At 59.8% G+C, this 20,996-nt stretch carries 17 protein-coding genes; 6 read left to right on the top strand and 11 right to left on the bottom strand.

All coding sequences use genetic code 11. The features are described 5' to 3' along the window. Positions 1-270 precede the first annotated feature (270 nt). Positions 271-732, top strand: coding sequence for a Ros/MucR family transcriptional regulator (locus AC1DLV_RS03435; protein ID WP_476798173.1), 462 nt, complete (start codon positions 271-273; stop codon positions 730-732). Between the two features lie 219 nt (positions 733-951). Here the strand turns inward: AC1DLV_RS03435 and AC1DLV_RS03440 are convergent, their stop codons facing one another. The 3 genes from AC1DLV_RS03440 to AC1DLV_RS03450 all read right to left on the bottom strand — a co-directional run bounded on the left by AC1DLV_RS03440 (position 952) and on the right by AC1DLV_RS03450 (position 4,953). After that, positions 952-2,679, bottom strand: a complete 1,728-nt coding sequence (locus AC1DLV_RS03440) for an ABC transporter permease (RefSeq protein WP_476798174.1) — start codon at positions 2,677-2,679, stop codon at positions 952-954. 2 nt (positions 2,680-2,681) lie between these two features. Then, the gene (locus AC1DLV_RS03445) at positions 2,682-3,797 is read right to left on the bottom strand and encodes an ABC transporter ATP-binding protein (RefSeq protein ID WP_476798175.1); all 1,116 of its coding nucleotides are present in this window, start codon (positions 3,795-3,797) and stop codon (positions 2,682-2,684) included. 70 nt (positions 3,798-3,867) lie between these two features. Further along, on the bottom strand, positions 3,868-4,953 hold the full coding sequence (locus AC1DLV_RS03450) for an ABC transporter substrate-binding protein (protein WP_476798176.1): 1,086 nt from the start codon (positions 4,951-4,953) through the stop codon (positions 3,868-3,870). A gap of 321 nt (positions 4,954-5,274) precedes the next feature. Between AC1DLV_RS03450 and AC1DLV_RS03455 the strand changes: the two genes are divergently transcribed. Both AC1DLV_RS03455 and AC1DLV_RS03460 read left to right on the top strand, forming a co-directional pair. Next, positions 5,275-5,628, top strand: coding sequence for a DUF1330 domain-containing protein (locus tag AC1DLV_RS03455; RefSeq protein ID WP_476798177.1), 354 nt, complete (start codon positions 5,275-5,277; stop codon positions 5,626-5,628). Then, positions 5,625-7,040 carry a phenylacetate--CoA ligase family protein gene (locus AC1DLV_RS03460; protein WP_476798178.1) on the top strand — a complete coding sequence of 472 codons (1,416 nt, stop codon included), beginning with the start codon at positions 5,625-5,627 and terminating at the stop codon, positions 7,038-7,040. The genes AC1DLV_RS03455 and AC1DLV_RS03460 overlap by 4 nt, the downstream gene beginning before the upstream one ends. A 68-nt stretch (positions 7,041-7,108) precedes the next feature. On the opposite strand, the gene AC1DLV_RS03465 is transcribed toward AC1DLV_RS03460, so the two are convergent. Continuing rightward, complete coding sequence (locus AC1DLV_RS03465; protein ID WP_476798514.1) at positions 7,109-7,702, bottom strand: TetR/AcrR family transcriptional regulator; 594 nt, start codon at positions 7,700-7,702, stop codon at positions 7,109-7,111. Positions 7,703-7,885: 183 nt separating this feature from the next. Between AC1DLV_RS03465 and AC1DLV_RS03470 the strand changes: the two genes are divergently transcribed. The 3 genes from AC1DLV_RS03470 to AC1DLV_RS03480 are packed head-to-tail and all read left to right on the top strand — an operon-like array spanning position 7,886 to position 11,680. Continuing rightward, positions 7,886-8,380, top strand: a complete 495-nt coding sequence (locus AC1DLV_RS03470; protein ID WP_476798179.1) for a (2Fe-2S)-binding protein — start codon at positions 7,886-7,888, stop codon at positions 8,378-8,380. Beyond that, positions 8,377-9,435 carry an FAD binding domain-containing protein gene (locus tag AC1DLV_RS03475; protein WP_476798180.1) on the top strand — a complete coding sequence of 353 codons (1,059 nt, stop codon included), beginning with the start codon at positions 8,377-8,379 and terminating at the stop codon, positions 9,433-9,435. Before AC1DLV_RS03470 ends, AC1DLV_RS03475 begins: the two co-directional genes overlap by 4 nt. Next, complete coding sequence (locus tag AC1DLV_RS03480) at positions 9,428-11,680, top strand: xanthine dehydrogenase family protein molybdopterin-binding subunit (protein WP_476798181.1); 2,253 nt, start codon at positions 9,428-9,430, stop codon at positions 11,678-11,680. Before AC1DLV_RS03475 ends, AC1DLV_RS03480 begins: the two co-directional genes overlap by 8 nt. A gap of 30 nt (positions 11,681-11,710) precedes the next feature. On the opposite strand, the gene AC1DLV_RS03485 is transcribed toward AC1DLV_RS03480, so the two are convergent. From AC1DLV_RS03485 to AC1DLV_RS03515, 7 genes are all read right to left on the bottom strand, one after another. Then, positions 11,711-12,859 carry an amidohydrolase gene (locus AC1DLV_RS03485; RefSeq protein WP_476798182.1) on the bottom strand — a complete coding sequence of 383 codons (1,149 nt, stop codon included), beginning with the start codon at positions 12,857-12,859 and terminating at the stop codon, positions 11,711-11,713. A gap of 475 nt (positions 12,860-13,334) precedes the next feature. Beyond that, positions 13,335-15,062 (bottom strand): M14 family metallopeptidase, encoded by a 1,728-nt coding sequence (locus AC1DLV_RS03490; RefSeq protein WP_476798183.1) that lies wholly within the window; start codon positions 15,060-15,062, stop codon positions 13,335-13,337. Beyond that, on the bottom strand, positions 15,059-15,913 hold the full coding sequence (locus AC1DLV_RS03495) for an ABC transporter permease (RefSeq protein ID WP_476798184.1): 855 nt from the start codon (positions 15,911-15,913) through the stop codon (positions 15,059-15,061). The genes AC1DLV_RS03490 and AC1DLV_RS03495 overlap by 4 nt, the downstream gene beginning before the upstream one ends. Positions 15,914-15,919: 6 nt before the next feature. After that, on the bottom strand, positions 15,920-16,843 hold the full coding sequence (locus AC1DLV_RS03500) for an ABC transporter permease (protein WP_476798185.1): 924 nt from the start codon (positions 16,841-16,843) through the stop codon (positions 15,920-15,922). 128 nt (positions 16,844-16,971) lie between these two features. Continuing rightward, a complete protein-coding gene (locus AC1DLV_RS03505) occupies positions 16,972-18,510 on the bottom strand; it encodes an ABC transporter substrate-binding protein (RefSeq protein ID WP_476798186.1) in 1,539 nt (512 codons plus the stop codon). A gap of 34 nt (positions 18,511-18,544) precedes the next feature. Continuing rightward, entirely contained in the window at positions 18,545-20,377 is a 1,833-nt protein-coding gene (locus tag AC1DLV_RS03510; protein WP_476798187.1) for an ABC transporter ATP-binding protein, read from the bottom strand. 10 nt (positions 20,378-20,387) lie between these two features. Then, a complete protein-coding gene (locus AC1DLV_RS03515; protein ID WP_476798188.1) occupies positions 20,388-20,972 on the bottom strand; it encodes a winged helix DNA-binding protein in 585 nt (194 codons plus the stop codon). Between the last annotated feature and the right edge of the window lie 24 nt (positions 20,973-20,996).

Below are 20,996 nucleotides of genomic sequence, written 5' to 3' on the forward strand. Positions count from 1 at the left end.
CGCAAGTAAGACTGCTGGAAGATCGGCCTACAGGTTCAAACCGTCAGCAGCTGATGTCCGCCCTAAGGGGTCAATTTTGCACACCAGATCACAAGCTGGGGACAGACCTAAAGATCCCAGCCACGTACCCTCATTGAACTCGGCGAAGAATTCGGACAACATTCTCGGTACAAGCCGGCCATTTGACCCATAATTTTTCGATTTCCGGGTTCCACTGCAGTGGAATATCAGCTACGCGACAGCCAGGGGGAATTAGACTGGAGCTTATTGATGTCCGAATTGTTTCCGAAACCTGGCAATCAGCTTATTGAACTTACCGCCGACATTGTAGCGGCGTATGTTTCCAACAACTCGATCAGACCAGAGGATATGCCAAATCTGATCGCAGATGTTTTCACCAGCATAAAAAAACTTAATGTGCCGGAAGTTCAATCTGAAGAGGCGCCAAAGCCACGGATGCCGATCAAGAAGACGGTAACCCACGAATACATCATCAGCCTCGAAGACGGTAAACAGTACCGAGCCCTGAAACGGCATCTCTCCGGAGTGGGCCTGACCCCTGAACAATATCGCGCCAAGTGGTCGTTGCCAGCCGACTACCCGATGGTTGCGCCCGGCTATGCTCAGCAGCGTTCCGAATTGGCGAAGAAGCTCGGCCTTGGTCGCAAGCCTGGCGCCAAGCAACCGGCGAAGCTGCCAACGAAGCGCGGCCCAAAGCAGGCCAAGGCTTAACCATCTAGAGAGCGGGTAGGGCATCTGCTGGCCGGATCAACGGCTGCAGCATGCTCTCTGTCAAAGGGAAAATCGAAAGGTTCGGCGTGAGTAGTCAGCCGAACCGGAGGGTTCCTAAGAACTCTCGTTAGTTTCCCTTGACCCTTTCACGCACCGAGTCGGGCTTAGTCAGTTCCAGACAAAAAATGAGGGATGCGCAACATCTCCCCAACCTAGCGTCTATAGGGCGCGCTCCGACGCGCGGGTAATCCATAGCTGCAGGGGAACCACGATGCACAAAAGTGCGGCCACAAGCAGCGTTGAGAGCGCCGCCGCGCCAGGCAGGTCGGGCACATCCCAGAGCGTCCACATGACGGTCGACATGACCATGTTCGAATTGGTCATAAGAAGCAGCGGGATCGTCAGGTCGCGTGCACTGTGGGCCAACACCCAGATCCAGCCATTCAGGGCCTGCGGCCATATCAAAGGAATGATGACACGGGTGAGCGTCGTCCACCAGCTAGCCCCGCTGACCACGGCGGCATCGGCCAGTTCCTTGTGCAATTGAACAAGTGCGCTGGACAGCGTGCGCGTGGCGAAGGCCAGATAGATCGTTATATGGCCCAGAATGAGGATTGCCACAGATCCGTAGAGCGGTGTGCGCAGATAGAGCAGCAGGATGGCCATTGCCATGACAATCGGTGGAATAGCTATCGGCGAGAATGAAAGTACATCGAGCAATCGGGCGATCCAACCACGCCCGCGATGTGAAAACCACGCGACTACCGCCGCCAAGCACATGGTCGCCGTGCTGCTTACGAGCACTAAAATGACAGTATTCAGGATCGCACCGCGCACAGCACCACGCGCAAGTACCTCGCGATAGGTGTCCAGCGACACGCGTGAAAGGGCGTCAAGGCTCGGCAGTTCGTAGAAGCGCAGGAAGCTAGTCCAAAAGAGTACGAGAAGCGGCAAGATCATCAGCAGCACCAACAGTGCCGTGCCGACGACAGCCGGAATGGACCAGCGTCCGAGCCTGGTCTGACGCGGCCTGAAACTTTTGCCGCTCACGACGCGGTATTTCTCACCGGCTCCGACCACCCGGAAGTAGAGAAGCATCAACAGCACGGCAGTAACAAGGAGTACGAGGCCGAATGCCGCTGACAGGCCGTAGCTCGGCACGCCTACATCGGGAGAGGACAAGAGGTAAATGCGCGTACTCAACACCGGGATGCGTGCTGTCAGGCCGACTATTAGTGGCAACTCGAAGGTCTGTACCACGGCGATAAATACATAGATGCCGACCGATAGCAGGCCGGGAGTGAGGAGCGGCAGCGTGACGCGCCGTGCTACCGACGACCAGTTTCCTCCATGTACATAACCAGCGTTCTCAAGCTGCGGATCCATGTTGCGAAACAGTCCGCCGATCATAACGAAGGCCGTCGGCGCCACGCTGATACCGGTGATCAGGATCAGCGCCCACATCGAATAGATGGTCAGCGGCCCGTCCGTTCCAGCGAATGCGCGCCACAGAGCATTGAGGATACCGCTTCCGGGATTGATCAACAGAATCCAGCCGAAACCCAGTATGACCGGCGGCACCGCCATCCATGTGAAGAGCGCTATACGTACGGCCGTTCGGCCCGGCATGTCCGTCCTCTCGACCAGCCAGGCAAGCACCGTTGCGATCAACAGGCCAACCAAGACGCTCCCGAATGCATATACTGCTGTGTTGAAGAGCAGGGTCAGAACTTGCGGGTCCGCCAGGATGGTCGCGAAATTGGATAGGGTAAGTTCCCAGGTCTCGAAAGGAAGCGAATTCTCAGGCAGCAAAGCAGTGCGGAACAACATCAAGAGGGGCCCGATAACCAGGGCTGCCACGATCAACAGCACCACGGTTTGCGCAACCCATGGCTGCCCGACGTCGAGCGAACGGCGACGCGTTGTCGTTCTTGTCTCACTTGTCATGGTCAATGCTCGGTCGGCACGATGACGCATCTGTCGAAGGGCACTGAGAAACGCATTTCGGACCCTGTCGCGACTGTGTCGTAGGAGTTGAGAACAATGCGCAAAGGCGTATCGCGAACCGTAAGCTGCGCCTCAACAGTGTCGCCAAGAAAGCTTCTGGCGCTTAGGGTTCCGGAGATGGCGTTGCCTCCTCCTCCCATGTCGCCCGGCACTAGGCTGAAGGCCTGCGGACGGATGATACAAAGCCCTTCACAGCCCACGTCCACGTCGGAATCCACCAAGCTGCATATTTCGCCGATTGCTGTTTCGAACCGACGCAGTGTTTGTCCGCCAATGCGCTCTACCGTGGTCACACGACCAGGCAGTGTATTGCTTCGACCGACGAAGTTTGCGGCAAAAGCCGTTCTGGGACGGAAGTAGATCTCCTCCGGTGCACCGATCTGCACGATAGCGCCGCCATGCAGCACGGCGACCTGGTCGGACATGCCCATTGCTTCCACCTGATCGTGGGTCACGAATACGGTGGTGATGCCAAGCGATTTGACGAGCTGCCTTAGGTCTTCGCGCATCGTATCGCGCAGGCGCGCATCAAGGTTGCTCAAAGGCTCGTCGAGTAGGAGCAGGCGCGGTTCGTGAACGATTGCGCGTGCCAATGCCACGCGCTGTTGCTGGCCACCGCTGAGATGGGGAGCCAGTCGCTGGGCGTGGTCGGCCAGCTTAACGCGCTCAAGAGCCAGCATCACGCGTCTGCTAACCTCCTCGCGCGGCGCCTTATGGCGACCGTGGACGAGCGGAAAAGCCACGTTGTCGAACACAGTCATGTGCGGCCAGATCGCGTAGGACTGGAACACCATGCCCAGCATGCGCTGGCTGGTCGGTACGTAAACCGACTTGTTCGGGTTGAAGACTGTCTTGTCGCCGATCCTGATTTCGCCGTTGTCTGGCGTCTCCAGTCCGGCGATGGATTGCAGCATTGTCGTCTTGCCGCAGCCGCTTGGTCCCAAGAGGGCAAAGAAATCGCCTTGTTTCACTGTGCAGCTCACGCCACGCAAAGCGTGAACCGGCTGGCCGCCGCCGCGTCCGGCATAGGTCTTCTCAAGGTTTTCGATGACAAGCATGACGTATCCAAGCTGGTAAAGTGCCATACCCCGCTGTGGAGCGGGGCATGTATGAGTGAAGTTGGAAGCGTCAGTTGCCGGCGGACGTGAGAAGCTTGGTCAGCGACGCACGCAGAGCTTCCTGTGCCGCGATCTCCTTCAAAGAGGTTGGTGTCGCGATCTTGGCGCCAGTCCTAGTAAGTGCGTCCTTGACGAAAATCGCGGCAGCTGAACCCTCGTCGCTGATACGTGGCATGGCTTCGAACTCGGACGCCACCTTGGTGCCATCCGTGGCGAGCCATGCCATGAACAGTCGGGCTGCGTTTGGATGGGGCGCGTTCTCGGGAATGTAGATCAATCCCTGATAAATCATGACGTAGTCGGAGAAGAGCTTGAAATCGACAGGCTGGCCTTTCTTCTTGGCGGCCTGCGCAGCGTGGTAAGTGATGATGCCGAGTGGCGCCTGTCCGACGGAGAGCGCCTGCATCACCACCGGGCTGCCACGCTGCAGGATTGGCTTGTTTTCGACGAGCTTGCGCGCGTAGTCCAGCATTTCATCCTGGCCGGTGATATAAGCGATGGTGGGCAGCGGATTGAGGAAGAACGCGTTGAGCGCGAGCTTGCCATTCCACTTTGGATCGATCAGGTCGGTCGTCGCCGTGGGCACGTCTTCAGCCTTGATCATGTTGGTGTTCCAGCCGATGCCATAGATGGCATCAAGCAGGTTGAACGTCGCGCCACGCAAATCCGGAATGACGTCGTTCACCACACGTTCGATGCCGGGTAGTTCCTTGCCGAATACTTCGACCCACGGATACTCCTTGACCAAGCCACGGCTGCGCAAGGCCTCCACATCCTCGGCGCTGCCGAGGCCAATGATGTCGACAGAGCCCTGGTTGGCACCGGCTTCGGCAATGACACGAGCGTTGGTCTGCGGAGCACCTTGTGGTGTCCATTCAAGTTTCACTGCCAGGCCGAAGCGTTCATTGAATGCCTTCTCGAGCGCCGCATGAGCCTCCGGCGAACTCGGATTGGTGATCCGAACGATGACGTTGCCTTCGTTCTTAGCGTTCTCAACAATGGTATTGAAGTCGTCAGCCGCCAAAGCTTGCTGTGCAAAGGCCAACAATCCGGTGCAAAGCACCGCACCGACGGCGGCGCGCTTAAGAAAGGTCATATCGTCTCCTCCAGAATACTGATTGCGGCAGCAAAAAACTCTACGCTGGCAAATGGGTATATTGGTCTGGACCGAGCGCCTCCAACGCCGCGGTCAAACCAAGCTGGCAGTATAATTCACGGTAACTGCCCGCCCAACATAGTCCGAACGGACGGTATGCCGATTTTGCCACGTCCAGCCACGAAGATCGGCCACGGGTGCCATAGTCCGTTCGGACGGTTACTTGGCAGGGAGCAATCCACTGTATGGGTGTGCCTGCCCGCTGTTTGCATCCATCTGCAAGGCTGGTGCATGTGAACGAAAATCGTGGGAGAGATGCCGTTGGCAGCGTTCCTGGTCTTTGAGATCTCCATTCAGAATCAGGAGGAATACGACAGCTACCGCTCCGCCGCGCGACCGATCCTCGACCAGCAAGGTGGGCGTTTCCTGATCCGCAGTGTTGCTGGAACGGAGGGCCGAATCGAGACCCTTGAGGGCGATTGGGCTCCTGAGAGGTTCTTTGTGATCGAGTTTCCCAGCTGGGATCAGGCGCGCAATTTTTACTTCTCCGAAGCGTATCAACGGAGCGTGCGGACTCGGTTCGCGTCCTCTGTCGGCAAGGCAATACTCGTTGAGGGCGAGCCTTGGACTTGTGTGAGCGCTGACGACAATACAGAAAAACATACCTGCCGATGACCTTAAGTATTCCCTACTACTGCAAATCGATCGACTGGGATCAGTTCATGGCGGATTATCCGCCACCGCCGCACTTCAACGCGACGACCGGACGCTTGTCGGCCGATGCCATGCATGCGTTGCAGGAGAAGCGGTTTCTCGATCGCGTCGCAGATGCGTGGCAGGTGCCATTTTATCAGCGGCATTGGAAAGCTGCCGGGCTGGAGCCGGGCGATGTCAGCATGCTCGAGCACATCGACCGCATTCCAACGTTCAATAGCGATGACCTCAAGGGCGCGCTGGTGTCAGCTCCGCCATTTGGTGATCACTACAAGTTTACCCGGGCCGACTTCGGCAAGATGCCGCTGAAGATCCAGACCAGCGGCGGCACCACGGGCATGCCTCGTCCTACGTTGTTTGATCCGATTGCCTGGGAAGTGCAGGCCGTGCAGGCCGCGCGCGCCTTTTACGAACAGGGCGCCCGGCCGGGCGACGTTGTTCAGATCACCTATACCAATTCGCTCGCCAATTCCGCATGGAACGCGTTTACGGGGTTGTTCAATTGGTTGGGCTGCGTGCCCGTGACGACTGGCACAGGCATTGTTACATCGAGCGAACGCAAGCTTGAGTATGCCAAGGAGTGGGGTGTCGACTGGTGGTTCGCGCGCGGTGAATATCTCGGCCGCTTGGCCCAAGTCGCCGAGGAGATGAAGTTCGACTTGCACCAACTGAAGACGCGGTTCCTTCACTCCTATCTCGGACCGGATGTCGAAGGACGTTTACGGCAGAAGCTCGAAGAGGCATGGGGCTGCCCGGTCTACGACAACTACGGTAGCCACGAGATAGGCCTGATCGCGTTCGAAGGACGCGAGCGCAACGGCAAGCACATCAGCGAAGACACCGTCTATGTTCAGATCCTGGACACAGACACCGGTGTGGCGGTGCCCTACGGTGCGCGTGGCAACGTTGTCGCCACCAGCTTGCACAGGTCGGTGCCGCCGCTGATCCGCTACGATCTCCGTGACTTGATGATCATGACCGACAGGGAAGAATCCGAGTCAGGCCTGATCACGCGCAAGCTCTCCACCTTCCTGGGCCGTGCCGACGAAATGGTGAAGCTGCGGGGCACCAACGTCTATCCGTTGGCCTGTCAAAATGCAGTGACAAAGGACGACCGGACGACGGGAGACTACATTTGCGTCGCTTATCATGTCGGCGACGGCCTCGGCCGGCGTGAGGAAATGACAGTACGTGTCGAGCGCAAGTCAACGCAAATCGATGCAGCGGCGCTGGAAGCTGATATCCGACGCGAACTATTCAAAGACCTTGGCGTCAAGGTGGACGTAGAAATCGTCGAGGCAGGAACGCTAGCCGAACACACCCGCCTTGGTCGCGACAAAGTCCGGCGTTTGCTCGATTTGCGAAAGGCCTGACATCAGAGCGCCAAGTGTCTCAATCGTGGATTGCTTTCGGGCTATCACCGCCAATGCGGCAGCTTACTTCAGCCGATCTGGTCGTGGCGCAAGCGCAGGCCGTCCACGAAGACATCCACCAGGCGAATGACCGTGTCCTGCCAGCCAGGCTGCTCGCGTGTGTAACACATGCCGATCAGCGCACGCATGACGTCTTCAGGCGCGATGTCGTCGCGAATCTGGCCAGCCGCAATGGCCTTCGTCATCAGATCGCTGACGGAGCGGGCCAGCCGCGCAGCGGAATCGGCATACAGCTCAGCTGAACTCCCAACTGCCGGGGACAGCGCCGCAAGCATGCCTTTTTTTGTGGCAACCATCCCGATGTTGGCATGTAGCCAGCGGCGTAGCGCCTCCAGCGGATTTCCGTCGGCAGTGAGCGTTACGGCGAGATCGACAAGCTGGTCGATCTCGCGACGGTAGACAGCCTGAAATAGCGCTTCGCGTGTGGGAAAATGACGGTAGAGGGTACCGATGCCGACGCCTGCGGCACGGGCCACCGCCTCAAGGCTGGCATCCTGCCCGCCGGCGCTGAAAACATTCCGAGCAGCGACAAGCAGCCGGTCCCGGTTACGCAAGGAATCGGCTCGCGGCTTGCGGCTTGCCTTTTCGATTTGCTGTCCCATTTTTGCTGTCATTCCAGTTACGGCTTGCAAAACGGAGGAGCCCTCCGTATAAAGCATTATCAGATGGTTGGCACCACCACCATTTTTGATGGAAGCGCCTCCTTCCGACAATGCGTGCTGCCTGCGTTGCACAGCCGGCCTGTCAGGTCGACAAAAATCTAAGACATCACAATCGGAGCAATCATGACTCTGTCCCTCTGCCTTACGGTCAATGGCGTCCGCACGGACGTTACGCTTGACGATCCAAGGGTAACGCTGCTCGACCTTCTGCGCGAGCGGCTTGCGCTGACGGGAACGAAGAAAGGCTGCGATCGCGGCCAATGCGGCGCCTGCACCGTGTTGGTGGACGGGCGGCGCATCAATGCCTGCCTTGCGCTGGCGCTCAGCCTTGACGGAGCCGATGTCGTGACCATCGAAGGTCTTGCGCAAGGCGACGTGCTCGACCCCGTCCAGGCCGCTTTCATCGCCCATGACGGCTTCCAATGCGGTTTTTGCACCCCCGGACAGATCATGAGTGCGGTTGGCCTCATCGGCGAGGGCGAGGCTGGGGAAGACCCGGAGCGCATCCGCGAAGGTATGAGCGGCAATCTCTGTCGCTGCGGCGCTCATGCCGGGATCATCGAGGCGGTGCTCGACGCGCAGAAGCACCTTGCCAACGACGAACGGAGGATCGCATGAACCTGTTCGACTACGTCCGCCCCGCTTCGGTGACCGAAGCCATTGCCGCTGGTTCCGAACCCGGAACTGCCTATCTTGCCGCCGGCACCAATCTCTTGGACCTGATGAAGGGCGGCGTATCACGCCCCAGCCGGCTCGTCGATGTTACCCGGCTGCCTGGATTGGACAGGATCGAGGTGCTGGCTGGAGGCGGCATGCGCATCGGCGCCATGGTGCGAAATGCCGATCTGGCTCGTGACCCAGTCTTCGCAGCGGCGCATCCCGCCGTGGCGGAAGCACTGCTGTCAGGTGCCTCGCCGCAGTTGCGAAACGCGGCCACTGTCGGCGGCAACCTGCTGCAACGCACCCGCTGTGCCTATTTCCAGGACACCGCCAGTGCCTGCAACAGACGCGATCCGGGCGCGGGCTGCGATGCGCGCGGCGGCGAAAACCGCAACCATGCCGTCCTTGGCTGGTCCGACGCCTGCATTGCCACGCACCCGTCCGATTTCTGCGTTCCTCTTGTCGCACTCGACGCGGTGGTAGAGATCGAGGGCCCAGGTGGCCGACGAGACGTCACGCTGGAAGACTTCCACCTGCTTCCTGGCACGACGCCGGCTCGCGAAAGCGTCCTTGAGGCAGGTGAACTGATCACCGGATTGCGCCTGCCGGCAGAGGCCGGACACTTCCGCGCCAATGCCCGCTACCTGAAGCTGCGGGAGCGGACGTCTTTTGCCTTTGCTCTCGTCTCCGCCGCCGCAGCACTGCAGATCGAGGACGGAACGATCCGGGCGGCCCGGATTTGCCTGGGCGGCGTCGCCGCAAAACCCTGGCGCGCCCGCGCCGCCGAGACGCTATTGGAGGGCCTCTCACCTACCGCTGAGGCTTTCGCCAAGGCAGCCGAAATGGCGCTCGCTGGCGCGGCTCCCTCAGGCGACAATAGCTACAAGATCGAACTTGCGACACGGGTAGTGAAGCGCGCGTTGCTGCTTGCGGCGGCAGGAACCCCAGACCGCATGCCGGCACTGCCCGCCTCCCCCTTCGGATCCGACAGCGGAGTTCTCATCCATGGCTGACACTCTTCCATTTCCCTTGACGCATGTCCGTCTCGGCTCCAGCAGCGGCCAGCCCCTGACCCGGCGCGACGGCCGCCTTAAGGTCACAGGTGCGGCGACCTATGCTGCCGACAACCGTCCTGCGGCCATGCTGCACGCAGTGGTCGCGGTCAGCACGATTGGTCGCGGCAGGGTCGCTTCCCTCGATGTGACCGCAGCCAAAGCCCATCCCGGCGTCGTGGAGGTGATCACCCCCGCGAACCGCCCGCCGCTGGCGCTCGATCCGGATGGCAAACATGGGTTGTTTGGGTTTCGCATCGAGGCGTTGCAGAACGACCATGTACGCTATGCCAAACAGCCGATTGCACTTGTCGTCGCCGACACTCTGGAGGCCGCGACGGAAGGCGCGCGCCTGCTTGCTCCGACCTACGAGGTGGAGCCTGCGCGGATCGGCTTTGATGGTGGAGAGCGCTACGATCCGCCTGCTGTCGGCATTGGCGCAGAGCCCAACTTCGATCGCGGCGATGTGGCCGCCGGTCTCGCTGCAGCCACGCATCGGATCGACACCGAATACGAGACTCCGCCTCAGTATCACAACGCAATGGAGCCGCATGCGATCGTTGCCGAGTGGGACGGCGACCGGCTGACCATCGACACACCGAACCAGGCCATCGTGATGGCGCGGGCAGGATTTGCGGCTTTCTTCGGCATTCCGGCCGAAAACGTGCATTTGCGCAGCCCGTTTCTGGGCGGCGGCTTCGGATCCAAGGCGATCCTGGTCGGCCCGCAGATCCTCTGCATTCTCGCGGCGCGGATGCTTGGACGCCCCGTGAAATTGGTGCTGCCTCGCGACCAGATGTTCGGGCCTGTCGGGCACCGCGGGGCAACGCAACAGCATCTTCGGCTCGGCATGGATGCGCAGGGGCGTCTGACGGCCCTGGAGCATCACGCGGTAGCGACCACGAGCAGCTTCGACGACTTCATCGAACCCGCTGCCAATGCCTCGCACAACCTCTACGCCAGCCCCGCAATCTCGACCCGGCATTCGGCAATGCGGGTCGATACCGGCACACCTGGCCCAATGCGAGCGCCGGGCGAGGCCTCAGGCTCGGCCGCACTCGAATGCGCGATCGACGAGGCCGCGTTGGCCTGCGGGCTCGATCCCCTGGAATTCCGTCTGCGCAACTATGCCGATACCGACCCCGCGACGGGCAGGCCATTTTCAGCCAAGGCGCTGCGCCAGTGCTATGCGCAAGGCGCAGAAAGGTTCGGTTGGGCCGGGCGTCCGCGGGCACCGCGGCAGATGCGCGACCATGCCGGTCTCCTTGTCGGCTGGGGCATGGGCAGTGCACTGTTCCCTGCCCCGATGTTCCAGGCGGAGGCGCGCGCTACCTTGCGTGGCGACGGTACCGCGCTCGTCGAAACCGCGGCCGCCGACATGGGCCAGGGCGCGTGGACGGCACTTGCGCAGATCGCAGCCGACGGATTGGGACTCGACATCGATATGGTCGAATTTCGCTCTGGCTCGTCAGAGCTCCCCGATGGCGGCATCGCCGGCGGCTCGGCCCATACCGCGACGGCTGGAGGCGCGCTCTACAGCGCCGGAGCCGATGTCATTGCAAAACTTTCCGAGATCGCTACCAGCGACCCCAACTCCCCCCTGTTTGGCGCCGGCAATGCTGGCGTCGAGGCGCAAGGCGGGCGCCTCTATCATAGCAATGACAAGAGCCGGAGTGAAAGTTACTCGGACATCCTCGCGCGAGCAGGCCTCAAGTCCCTTGAAGGACGCGGGACGGGCCGTCGCGATCCTAGTCATGCGGAAGCGCGCGCCATGTTTTCGCATGGCGCAGTCTTTGCGGAAGTTAAGGTCGACCCGGATCTGGGTCAGGTGAGGGTCACGCGCCTTGTCGGCGCCTTCGCCGCTGGGCGCATCATCAACCCCAGATTGGCGCGCAGCCAACTCTATGGCGGGATGATCTGGGGCGTTTCTTTCGCGCTGCACGAAGAGGCGATCCATGATCGCCGCACAGGTCGGCCGATGAATGCCGACCTGGCAGCCTATCACATCCCCGTCCATGCCGACATTCCCGAGCTCGAGGCGCTGCTGATCGACGAGGATGACCCCTACGTCAATGGACTAGGGATCAAGGGTGTCGGCGAGATTGGCATCACCGGCACTGTAGGCGCTATCGCCAACGCAATCTGGCATGCCACGGGGGTAAGGGCGCATCGCTTTCCGATCCGGATCGAGGACATTGTCTCCTAGGCGTTCAACGAAGGGAGAAGGACCAGAGAATTAACCAAGGAGGTTGCGCGCCGTACGCATGAATATTCTAGAGCCAATCGGGATCAGCGCGTCGGGAAAGTCATAATCTGGATTGTGCAGCGCGGGGTGGCGCTCGCCCGCCCCAAGAAAAAACATCGCTGATGCTGCTTTATGACCGAACACGCCGAAGTCTTCGGAAGCGCGCATCGGCAAGTTTTCTTCTCCATGCATGATGCCCTCTTCATCGAGAGCTCGCCGCAGGTGCTTCACCGCCTCAGCCGCGTTCACGCTTGCAACAAATGTCTCATGATAGTCGTACTGCGCTGACAAATGATGCTGATCAGAAATTTGTGTCACAAGGGCTTCTGCTGAGGCACATAAATTAGACATGAAGTCGTCGCGACGGGTCCGTAAAGTCACCCAGACCTCCGCGTATCCAGGCGCGATACCGAACACGGCTTCGCCCATCACGGCATGGGTAACTGTGACCATGCTGAATTCGTCGTCATCAAATGCTCCGGCGCCAATAGCTGGGAGCGCAGGCATGAGTTGGCTGATGGCCATCATCGGCGAGACACCGGTCTCCGGCATGGATGAATGCGCTGTCTTCCCGCTCAACACGATGCGCATGCCGCGCGATGCACAGTTCACCACCCCCGCCTTGAGCCGCACCTGGCCGAGAGGCACCCCTGGCAGATTGTGCAATGAGAAGGCGAAATCCGGCGCGATCGCGGCGAAGCGCGGATCAGCAACGACGCCGGCTGCGCCGTTTCCAGTTTCTTCCGCTGGCTGAAAAATCAGCACGACACGGCCTTGAGCAGGCCGTCGGCGCCCAAACTGACGGCCAAGTGCTGCGAGGATTGCGGTATGCCCGTCGTGACCACACATATGAGACTTGCCTGGCACAAGGGATGAATGTGGCATGCCCGAGAGTTCGTGGATCGGCAGCGCGTCCAGCTCGGAGCGAAACATCACCGTTGGCCCGGCTTTACCACTTTCGTAGATGGCCGCAACCCCGTGACCGCCCAACCCGGTCAGTAGCTGGTCCGGTCTTGTACTGGCGAGGAAGTCGGCGACCTCCTTTGCGGTGATCTCCTCTTCATTTGAGATCTCCGGTTGCTGATGCAACTTGCGCCGCCAGGCCGTAAGCTCGACGATATCTTGGTCGGTAAGGGTCACGCTTTCCACCTCCGCTTGCGCCAAACTCGCCAAACCGACGCGGAGCGTCAAGCGGCCAGTCAAAAGGTAGCACTACCATCCAATGAGCTAATTGCTACGTACCGATGCCTACGGTAACATTCGGTAGTGTGAAGGTGGGTAGCGTCGGCGCGATGCCGTAAATAATCGATCTGAGTGTTGCGACGGCTGCCCCAAACCCCGCCCACCTCGCAATGCAGACGGCCCGCATTGGAGTGATCCAATCGGGCCGCTCTTGCTTGACATGCTGACTCCCAGCCGCATTTACAAGGTCAAGAGGCGGCAGCATTCCAACACGTCGGACCGAGCAATCACGCGGACCATAGGCCAAGTATACACGGTCCTGGACGTTTCAATCTTGCCGCCCCCGAAGCTCGCATCCAGTCATCCGCATTCCAGTTAATATTCAATGGCATACGGATAAACGTTCAGGGGCAGCTCAAACGGTTTCGCTTGGTCAGCTAATGGCCGAAATCTCCTGCATGGCCTCATAGGCCGAAAGCACGGTTTCCATCTGGGCAGTGTGCCCGGCTAAGAAATCTTCGCCATAAATAGTCTCGTCAGGATATTCCGTCACCAGCGTCAGCGGGGTGGTGTGGCGGTCGTCGACCGAACACAGGCAAGGAAAGCCGTTGATGATGCGGAAGCCGGTTTCACCTGCATGGACCTCGTAGAGCGCGATCTGCGCGTCATTGTAGGCGAGAAGGCCGGGGATCTTGCCCAGATGGTCTGTGACGTGATCAAGCATACGTTCGGCGCGCGCCTCCCATCCTGCGTGATGGCGCATGACGAGGAAGAAGCCTTTCGGCAGCGTCCACATGGCGAAGTTGCGCGGCACGTAGCCTGACAGAGGCCGTGTCCACTCGTGGCTCGGATAGCCGTGCAGGTTGACGTGCAGTTGTGCACCAGTCAGCCGTTGGGCCTCGATGCGAATGGCCTTTTCGTGCAACACACCGCCGGTATTTTCCAGCGTGCGGTACTCAAGATCGTCGCCCATCGCAGTATAGCGCGCGGCATGATGCATGTGGCGTGGATTGTCGGCGCGCAGCCTTTGATGCAGCGCATAGCCGTCAGGGTTTTCCATCGGGCTAACGCTGAAATGCGCGTTCTGTCGCTGTGCCAGAACCTTGGCTGCGCGCATCGCACCAACGATCCCGGTGTTTTCATTGGCGTGCTGGCCGCCGCTGATGATGACCGGCGCATCCGTTCCCTTGACGTAGCGGGCAAGCACAGGCCGGCCCGCGCGGCTCAGCGCTTCGAAGGGCTGGCCGCCGATGGCGTCGAGCTCAGCGACCACCTGCGCGAAGAAAGGCGGCTCGCGCATCGTGTCGAGCGCAACAACAGGACCGTCGGCGATATGCGATGACAAGGGCCGCTGGCTAACGGCTACTGAGAGAACTTCGCCCTGCACGATCTCAGGCACGATCTGGCCCGGACGCAGCCCCCGGTCACCGAGCGGACGGCCTGATTTCTTCTGGAAAACCTCAAGCAGCGAGAAGTAGAAATCCTCGTGCAGCGCTTCGCGCAAGCTGAGCACTTCGTCGCCATGGGCCAGTGGCTCATCCGACGAGGGAACTACTGCCCGAATGTTCAACTCGTCGAAAAAGGGCTCGGCCGTTCCCCAGTCGTGTGACTGGATGGCTGCGACCGTGTCGGCAAACAGATGTTCGTAGTCCGTTTCGAGGCGTTCGCCGAGGCCAGTGCCCGTTATGATCCAGCCGGTCGGCGACACGATGGTTTCGCCAACGAAATCGACGTGCACCCGGTTGGGGGCGAAAACGCTATGGCTTGCCGTGCTGCCGTCAGCCAGCGTCAGCGTCACGCAGTAGTGGAACAGGTCATCGGAGCGCGCGACGAAAGATATCCTGGCGTTTCCGGCAAGGGCGGCCAGCGGATAGGTTTCGAGGATGAAACGGTTTTTTGGCGCGGATTCATGAACTGGGTATGTGACCGCAATTTCGGTCACGCCGGACAGGTCGAGCTCTTCAAGGAAGAAGTGCAGCAGTGGCTTGTAGGCGGAACGAATACGGGCGTTGATGCCTTTTTGTGCCAGCTTCTGCTCGGCGGCCCTACGGCTTGCACGATCGTCGAACGTCCATGCCTGCAGCGTCGCGCCCTCGCCTGCTACGGTTGCGACGAGCGCTTCCAGCGTGCGCCCGTAGGCCTTTTCAAAAATCAATGTCATCGTGAGGTTCTGCCTGTCGGATCGAGGCTGTCGCGGAGCCAGTCGCCAAGAAGGTTGAGGCCGAGCACCGTCAGCAAAATGGCAAGGCCGGGAAAGACGCTGACCCACCAGGCCAGTTGCAGATAGGTACGCCCGTCGGCAAGCATGCCGCCCCAGCTGGGGATCGTCGGATCGACGCCAAGGCCGAGAAAGGTCAGGCTCGACTCGAGCAAGATGTTGGAGGCGACGTTGAGCGTCATCAGCACGATAACCGGCCCGATCAGGTTCGGCAGCAGATGCTGGAAGATGATGCGCCAGTCGCGCACGCCGATGGCGCGCGCCGACAGGATGAATTCGCGCTCACGCAAGGTAAGCACCGAGCCTCGCACAAGGCGTGCATACTGCACCCACTGCGACACGATCAGCAGGATGATGGTATTGGTCAGGCTGCCGCCGACGATTGCAATGAATGTGATGGCCAGGAGAATAAAAGGCATTGCCAACTGGATGTCGGCAAAGCGCATGACGATCATGTCCCAAAAGCCGCGATAATAGCCAGCGATCAGGCCCATCAGCACGCCGATGACCAAGGCCCCTGCAACTGAGGTGAAGCCGACAAGCAGCGATATCTTGCCGCCCGCAACCACGCGCGCCAGTACATCGCGTCCCAGCGGATCGGTGCCGAGCGGATGAGCTGCATTGACAAAGGGGGGCGTCAAGCGAGCGAGTAGATCGACCTTGGCGCCACCGCCGGGAAACAGCAGGTCGGAAAAGACCACCGCAAGACAGATTGTCACGGTGAGAAAGGCGCCGAGGATGAATTCCAGGTTCATGAAGCGCGACTGGCGCAGCGAGAATGTCTTGGAGGCCATTGTCGTCTACTCCGTACGGATGCGCGGATCGACCAGCCCGTAAGCGATATCGACCAGAAGATTCACGCCGACAATCATCAGCGACAGAACGGTGATCACTGCCTGAAGCACGGGATAGTCGCGCGCGCCCACAGCGTCGAAGGCCAACGTGCCCATGCCGGGCCAGTTGAACACGCGCTCCACCACCACGATACCGCCGAGCAGGCCGCCGAACTGCAATCCGAAATAGGTGATGAGCGGAATGGCACAATTGCGAAGCGCGTGCTTGTAGAGGACTTTGCTTTCGCTCAGCCCCTTGGCGCGCGCCACCATGATGTATTGCGATTGCAGTGTCTCAAGCATCGACGTGCGCACGAGCCGTACATTGGTTGCCGTCAAGATGACGCCCATCGTCACGGCAGGCATGATGTAGGTTAAGGCGCTATCCATGCCACTGGGTGGCAGCCAGCCGAGCGTGATGGCGAAAAGCAGAACCAGCATGGTTGCAAGCCAGAAATTCGGAAACGACAGACCGATCAACGACAAGATGCGGATGATCTGATCCGCCGTCTTCCCGCGCGCCGTTGCCGCCTTGATGCCGAGCGGTATGGACAACGCGATGGACACCACCATCGAGATGAATGCCAGAAGCAAAGTCGCGGGAAGCGCCGCACCGATCAGCCCCGCAACAGGAGTGTTGCCAATGAAGCTGCGGCCGAAATCCAGTGTCAGCAGGCCTTTCATGAAGTCGAGATATTGCACGATGAAAGGCTTATCCACGCCGAGCGCCTGGCGAATACGAGCCAGGTCGTCTTCGGTCATGCTGCCCCCGCCCTGAAACATGGTGACGGCCGGGTCGCCGGTCAGGCGAATGGCAAAAGACACCAGGAGGGTAATGGCAATGACGACAAAGATTGCCTGCAACAGTCGCTTGATGAGGAAGCCGGCCAAGTGTTTTTCCCTAGTGCGTGATCTCAGTGGAAAAGCGCGCAACGCTGTTCGAACAAAATCAGGCGTCTGATCGTTGAATAAGAACGAATGGGGATGCCACCCGTGAAGGCGGCATCCCTTGATGTAGATTAGTTGACCGAGACTTCGTTGAGTTTCAGTCGGGTATCAGGTGCCGGAACGAAACCCTGCACGCGCTTGTTGATGCCGTAGATGGCATTCGAGTTGTAGAGCGGAAGCTCCAGGGCGCGATCGGCGGCATATTTAGCGATTTCCTTGAGGATGCGCTCGCGATCGGCACGGTCCGTCAAAGGACGCTGCGATTCGAGCAGCTTGTCCAATTCCGGATCGCTGTCGTAGGGGTTCCACTTTTCGCCGGAGTGATACATCGAATACGCGGTGTTATCGTAATCGAAGGTCCAGCCGCCCCACTTCTGCTGGAACATCGCACCGGTTTTGCCCTGTGGGATGATGTCGTTCAGCAGAACATTGGTTTCGTAAGGCTTGATTGTGGCGGTGATGCCGACCATCTGGAGATAGCTGGCGATGACCTGCGCGACTTCGTTCATCGTCGCATCATTGCCACGAATATCTATCTGGACGGTTGCACCCTGCTTCACGCCTGCTTCGGCCAGCAGCGCCTTTGCGCCTTCAGGATCGTAAGGCAGCGGCTTCAGCTCGGGATCATAGCCAAACGAAAGCGCACCCTGGAAACTGGCGATTTCGGATGCCTCGCCGGCGAGGATCGACTTGATGATGGTCGCGCGATCCACGGCCATGATCAGCGCCTTACGCACCTTGGGGTCGGCGGTGATGCCGCTCTTGGTGTTGAAGCGCAATGCATCGACGGTGGGGCCAGGTACCGAAACGAGCTCGAGCTTGGCGTCGTTCTTGATGACGTCGATCATGCCAATGGGAATGGTCGGCGGCAGGACGAGGTCAACGCGGCCGGCCTGAAGCTCGGCAACTGCGGTCGAAGGCTCTGCAATGAAGCGGAAGTCAAGTTCCGAAAGCTTTGGCGCGCCGCCCCAGTAGTCGGGATTGGCTGCCAGTTGGATGTTGACCTTCGGCGCATAGGAAACGAACTTGAACGCGCCCGTGCCGACCGGATTGACGTTGAAGAAATCTTCGCCCTTTTCGGCGATGTATTTCGGCGGAACGATCATCGCGCCATAGCCTGCAAGCTTGGTCAGCAGGACCGGATCCGGTGCCTTCAGCTTCATGTCGACGGTGTATTCGTCGATGATCTCGATGCTGTCGATCGAAACGTAGTTCGACCGCTGGGGACCTTTCGCCCCCTGCTCGCCGAGCAGGCGTTCGAAGGTGAATTTTACGGCTTCGGCGTTGAATGGTTCGCCATTGTGGAAGGTCACGCCCTTGCGGAGATGGAAGCGGATGCGCTTGCCTTCATCGAGTTCCTCCCAGGATTCAGCCAGACCCGGAACGAGCTTCAGATCCGGGCCGCGATAGGTCAGACCGTCAAAAATGTTGGTGGCAACTGCCGCCCACTGCACCAGGAAGGTATCGACCGGGTCCCAGCTGCCCGGATCCTGGGGAGAAGACACCGTGAGCTTGCCTTCCGCCATTGCGGGCGAAGCGATGAACGCCGTGCCTGCCATGGCGAGCGCCATGTAAGCCGCTCGAATTCCGATTGTTTTTTTCACTAGCATCTACTCCTCTTCTGATGTTGTTTTGTTGATTCAGTCAGGCGCTTTTGGCGACGAAGTGCCCAGGGCTGACCTCCTCGCGGAGCAGGATTGCCGGCTCATTGCCGACTGCCCTGACCGGGCTGGGGATGTCGCCTTCCATCATCGCCGTGCCGCGCCTGCGCGTTGGATCCGCGACCGGGACGGCCGAAAGCAGCTTGCGCGTATAAGCATGGGTAGGTGTTTCGAAAACCTGCCGGCGGCTGCCGAGTTCCATGATCTGGCCCAGATACAGAACGGCGACGCGATGGCTCATTTTTTCGACGACGGCCATGTCATGGCTGATGAAAAGATAGGCAAGGCCGCGTTCGGCCTGCAGCTCCATGAACAGGTTGATGATCTGCGCCTGGATCGAGACATCGAGGGCCGACAGTGCCTCGTCCGCTATGATCAGCTTGGGGTCGGAGGCGAGAGCACGCGCGATGCAGACGCGCTGGCGCTGACCGCCAGAAAACTCGTGCGGGTAGCGTTCGGCATGCGCCGATGTCAGGCCGACACGCTCCAGCAGCCCGTCGACACGCTTGCGGATCTCTGTGTTTCCAGAAATCAATCCATGCGTGCGAATTGGCTCGGCAATGGAGAAACCGACCGTCTTGCGCGGATCAAGCGAGGCAAAAGGGTCCTGGAAGATGTACTGGACTTCCTGAAGCAAGCGATGGCGCTCGACGGCATTCATCTGCGCCAACGATTTGCCACCGAAAGTGATCTGGCCCGAAGTCGCCTTCTGCAATTGCTGGATGGCGCGTCCGATAGTGGATTTTCCAGAGCCGGATTCACCTACCAGAGCTAGCGTCTCGCCAGGGTGAATATCGAAACTGACCTCCTCGACCGCGTGCACGCGATGCGTCACTCCGCCGAAAATGCCTTTCTTGACATTGAAACGGACAACGAGATCGCGAACAGACAGAAGCGGTGGAGCGTCATATCTAGGCGTATCCTGGATGCGCTCAGTGCCGACCAGTTTGGGCTGGCCGTCTTCGAGAATGGTCAGTGGCATGCGTTTTGGGAAGTCCTGGCCTTCAAGACTGCCAAGCTTCGGCACCGATCCAAGCAACATGCGCGTATAGGGGTGCTGCGGGTTTGCGAAGATCTCGGCCACCGGCCCCTGCTCGACCTTCTTGCCTTTCCACATGACCACGACATCGTCGGCCATCTCAGCGACCACGCCCATGTCATGGGTGATGAAAATCATCGCCATGCCGAGCTCTTTTTGCAGATCGCGCATGATGTTGAGGATCTGTGCCTGGATGGTGACGTCGAGCGCTGTCGTTGGCTCATCGGCGATCAACAGCTTGGGGCGACAGGCTAGCGCCATGGCGATCATCACGCGCTGACGCATGCCGCCGGAAAGCTGGTGTGGATAACGGCCGAGCAGTTCGCCCGAATCCGGCAAGCGCACCATGTCGAGCAGGCGCCTTGCCTCCGCAAGTGCTGCATTCTTGCTCATCTTTTCGTGCAGGATAAGCACTTCGCTGATCTGGTCCCCGATGGTGAACACGGGATTGAGCGAGGTCATCGGCTCCTGGAAGATCATTGCGATCTCCTTGCCGCGAATTGAACGCATCTCCTTTTGCGAGGCCTGCAGCAAATCGATGCTGCCTTTCACCCCGTTGAACGTGATCCGTCCGGTCGGAAATTTTGCACCCATGATGTCGGCGAGCCGCATCATCGAAAGTGAGGTGACCGACTTGCCCGAGCCGGATTCGCCGACGATCGCCAGTGTCCTTCCCGGTGCGACCGAGAAGTCCAGATTCTCGACGACACGCGCGGCGCCGAACGCAACGGAAAGATCCTCGACGGAGATGAGCGGGGTAATGGTGGCCTCGTTCAAGCGGACTTCCTTACAATGTCGTAGCGGCACGCGCCGCTTGATTGAACGCGCCCGACATGAAGCGAAGGACGGCTGCGATTTCCGATAGCGTTTCTTCAGACGGACGGGCGTTCGCGGTCGAGTCGACGAGAAGCCGCTCGCGGATCTGGGCATAGCGAGCGCAGGCTTCGGCACCCTTTTCGGTAATCCGCACGGTCTTTTCCTTAGCCGCCTTGCCGGAAGTCAGGAGGCCCGCAGCCTCAAGCTTGCGAATGGCATAGGTGACAATGTGGGTGTCTTCGATATCGAGCACGAGGCAGATGTCGGCGAGTTTCTTTTCGCGGCCACGGTGGCGGATGGAATGCAGGATCAGCACTTCAAGGGCGGACAGGCCGGGCAATCCGGCAGCCGACATGCAGCGAACCATCCAGCGGGAAAAAGCATGGCTTGCAAGGATCAAGCCGTATTCGACCTCGGAGAGGCCGGGCGACGCGCCCTCGGCCAGATGCGACGACGACACGATCGGGCCGATCGATGGAATGGGCTGAAGGTGCTTAGGCAGAGTCGTTTCGAGCTTTTCCAGCTCGCCCGGCTCGCGCTTCTCTTTTGTGGCCATCTGCCTGCCCCCATCTTGACGTAC

This window comes from Aminobacter sp. 01T433, assembly GCF_056398585.1.

What these genes read in the sequence shown, in the direction of transcription:
- AC1DLV_RS03515 (WP_476798188.1), bottom strand. Translation starts at nt 20,972, where the DNA reads ATGGCCACAAAAGAGAAGCGCGAGCCGGGCGAGCTGGAAAAGCTCGAA.
- AC1DLV_RS03450 (WP_476798176.1), bottom strand. Translation starts at nt 4,953, where the DNA reads ATGACCTTTCTTAAGCGCGCCGCCGTCGGTGCGGTGCTTTGCACCGGA.
- AC1DLV_RS03465 (WP_476798514.1), bottom strand. Translation starts at nt 7,702, where the DNA reads ATGGGACAGCAAATCGAAAAGGCAAGCCGCAAGCCGCGAGCCGATTCC.
- AC1DLV_RS03495 (WP_476798184.1), bottom strand. Translation starts at nt 15,913, where the DNA reads ATGGCCTCCAAGACATTCTCGCTGCGCCAGTCGCGCTTCATGAACCTG.
- AC1DLV_RS03490 (WP_476798183.1), bottom strand. Translation starts at nt 15,062, where the DNA reads ATGACATTGATTTTTGAAAAGGCCTACGGGCGCACGCTGGAAGCGCTC.
- AC1DLV_RS03460 (WP_476798178.1), top strand. Translation starts at nt 5,625, where the DNA reads ATGACCTTAAGTATTCCCTACTACTGCAAATCGATCGACTGGGATCAG.
- AC1DLV_RS03470 (WP_476798179.1), top strand. Translation starts at nt 7,886, where the DNA reads ATGACTCTGTCCCTCTGCCTTACGGTCAATGGCGTCCGCACGGACGTT.
- AC1DLV_RS03475 (WP_476798180.1), top strand. Translation starts at nt 8,377, where the DNA reads ATGAACCTGTTCGACTACGTCCGCCCCGCTTCGGTGACCGAAGCCATT.
- AC1DLV_RS03505 (WP_476798186.1), bottom strand. Translation starts at nt 18,510, where the DNA reads ATGCTAGTGAAAAAAACAATCGGAATTCGAGCGGCTTACATGGCGCTC.
- AC1DLV_RS03440 (WP_476798174.1), bottom strand. Translation starts at nt 2,679, where the DNA reads ATGACAAGTGAGACAAGAACGACAACGCGTCGCCGTTCGCTCGACGTC.
- AC1DLV_RS03445 (WP_476798175.1), bottom strand. Translation starts at nt 3,797, where the DNA reads ATGCTTGTCATCGAAAACCTTGAGAAGACCTATGCCGGACGCGGCGGC.
- AC1DLV_RS03435 (WP_476798173.1), top strand. Translation starts at nt 271, where the DNA reads ATGTCCGAATTGTTTCCGAAACCTGGCAATCAGCTTATTGAACTTACC.
- AC1DLV_RS03480 (WP_476798181.1), top strand. Translation starts at nt 9,428, where the DNA reads ATGGCTGACACTCTTCCATTTCCCTTGACGCATGTCCGTCTCGGCTCC.